Below are 2,077 nucleotides of genomic sequence, written 5' to 3'. Positions count from 1 at the left end.
CCCGCCTGCGCATGCGCCGCTACAACCAGGCGGCCGAGCTGGCCCGGGCGCTGGGGCGGCTCACCGGCCTCGATGTCGACGCCCATCTGGTCGTCCGCACCCGCAAGACCCGCCAGCAGGTGGGACTGAGCGGCGACGGGCGGCAGCGCAATGTCGCCGGGGCCTTCACCGCCCATGCCGGCGCCTTGCGCCGCGCCGCCGGCCGGCGCATCGTGGTGATCGACGATGTCTATACCACCGGCACCACGCTCAAGGCGGTGACGCGCGCGCTGCACAAGGCCGGCATCGCCGAGGTGGACGTGCTCACCCTGGCGCGCGTTGTCATCGGCTCCCAACTGCCCATATAAGGGTGAAATCCTTGCGCGCGCTGGAGAATGCCTGATGGCCAAAGTCGAGATCTACACCACGCCGAGCTGTCCTTATTGCCACGCGGCCAAGGCGCTGCTGGGCGACAAGGGCGTCGACTATGTCGAGATCGACGTGCTCGATCCCGAACTGCGCGCCGCCATGACCCAGCGCGCCCATGGCCGGCGCACCGTGCCGCAGATTTTCATCGGCCAGACCCATGTCGGCGGCTATGACGATCTGGCCGCGCTCGACCGCCAGGGCAAGCTCGACCCCCTGCTCGCCCAGTAATCCCCGTTTCCCAAGGGCTCCGCCGTCATGAAGATCGCCGCCATCCAGATGTGCTCGGGGCTCGACCCCCAGGCCAATTTCGCCGCGCTCGCCGCCATGCTGGCCGAAGCCGCCGCTGCCGGGGCCGACTATGTGCTCACGCCCGAAGTCACCCTGCTTTTCCCGGAAAACCGTGCGCAATTGGCCGAAGTCGCCGCCCCTTTCGAAGGCCATCCGCAACTGGCGCAGGTGGCGGCACTGGCCCGCCAATACGGCATTTTCGTCCATATCGGCTCGCTCGCCGTGCCCCTGCCCGATGGGCGCTTCGCCAATCGCTCGGTGCTCTATGGGCCGGACGGGGCGGAACGGGCGGTCTATGACAAGATCCACCTGTTCGACGCCGATATCGCTGGCCTCAACGCCTATCGCGAAAGCGCCACCTATGCGGCTGGCGAGCGGGCGGTGGTCGCACCCCTGGGCGTTTTCACCCTGGGCATGAGCATCTGCTACGACATGCGCTTTCCCGCGCTCTTTCACAGTCTCGCGCAGGCCGGCGCCACGCTGCTGGCGGTGCCGGCGGCCTTCACCGTGCCCACCGGCCAGGCCCATTGGCACACGCTGTTGCGGGCCCGGGCCATCGAGACCGGCTCCTATCTCATCGCCGCCGCCCAGGGCGGGCAGCACCCCAATGGCCGGGCCACCTATGGCCATTCGCTCATCGTCGACCCCTGGGGCCGCATTGTCGCCGAACTCGACCACGACCGGCCCGGCGTGCTGCTGGCCGAGATTTCCCCCGAGCTGGTGGTGGAAACGCGCGGGCGCATCCCGGCCCTGGCCAATGCGCGGCCCTTTTTGGCCCCCGGGGCTTTGCAGGGCTGAGGCAAAGTCCCATATAGGGCCCGTCAGGGCTTTTGTTTTCGAGATCGGTCGCCGTGATTCAATATTCGCTCCAGTGTTCGCAAGGCCATCGCTACGACGCCTGGTTCGCCAATGCCGCCGCATTCGACGAACAGCAGGCGCGCGGCATCGTGCGCTGCGCCGTCTGTGACGATGGCCATGTCGAAAAGGCGCCCATGGCTCCCGCCGTGGCCCGCACCGATGGCGAGAGACTGGCTTTATCCCCGGCCCATCCCGATGCGGCTAAACTGCGCGACATGCTTCGGGCCTATCGGGCCAAGGTGATGGACGAAGCCGACTATGTCGGGGATAAATTTGCCGAGGAGGCGCGCAAGATTCATTTCGAGGAAGTGGAAGCCCGCGGCATCTATGGCCAGGCGACCCGCGACGAGATCGCCGGCCTCGTCGATGACGGCATCGACTTCATGCCGCTGCCCAACCTGCCCGAAGAGCAGAATTAGCGCCGGGGTATTTCAACCAGGCTATCCCCGCACCCTGTCATTCCGGCGCAGGCCGGAATGACACCGTGGCTGGGGGCAAGGCCATAGCCACAAGCCGCCATGGG

Annotated in this window: 4 protein-coding genes; all 4 read left to right on the top strand. The window is 67.1% G+C overall.

Annotation, left to right across the window (positions count from 1 at the left end; genetic code table 11):
* Positions 1-347, top strand: a 347-nt coding sequence (locus VDP82_RS17500; protein WP_323016096.1) for a ComF family protein, incomplete at its 5' end; no start/stop codon positions are given.
* 34 nt (positions 348-381) lie between these two features.
* Positions 382-636 (top strand): glutaredoxin 3, encoded by a 255-nt coding sequence (gene grxC / locus VDP82_RS17495; RefSeq protein ID WP_323016095.1) that lies wholly within the window; start codon positions 382-384, stop codon positions 634-636.
* A gap of 27 nt (positions 637-663) precedes the next feature.
* Positions 664-1,494, top strand: a complete 831-nt coding sequence (locus VDP82_RS17490; protein ID WP_323016094.1) for a carbon-nitrogen hydrolase family protein — start codon at positions 664-666, stop codon at positions 1,492-1,494.
* 53 nt (positions 1,495-1,547) lie between these two features.
* Complete coding sequence (locus VDP82_RS17485; protein WP_323016093.1) at positions 1,548-1,973, top strand: DUF1178 family protein; 426 nt, start codon at positions 1,548-1,550, stop codon at positions 1,971-1,973.
* Positions 1,974-2,077 lie beyond the last annotated feature (104 nt).

The organism is Devosia sp. (genome assembly GCF_034675085.1).
In the GTDB taxonomy this organism is placed as follows: Bacteria; Pseudomonadota; Alphaproteobacteria; order Rhizobiales; family Devosiaceae; genus Devosia.
Note: the sequence above shows the minus strand (reverse complement) of the source record. Positions and strands in the feature narration are given on the sequence as shown.

Excerpts from the sequence above, each read along its gene's own strand:
- VDP82_RS17490 (WP_323016094.1), top strand. The coding sequence starts at position 664 with ATGAAGATCGCCGCCATCCAGATGTGCTCGGGGCTCGACCCCCAGGCC.
- grxC (WP_323016095.1), top strand. The coding sequence starts at position 382 with ATGGCCAAAGTCGAGATCTACACCACGCCGAGCTGTCCTTATTGCCAC.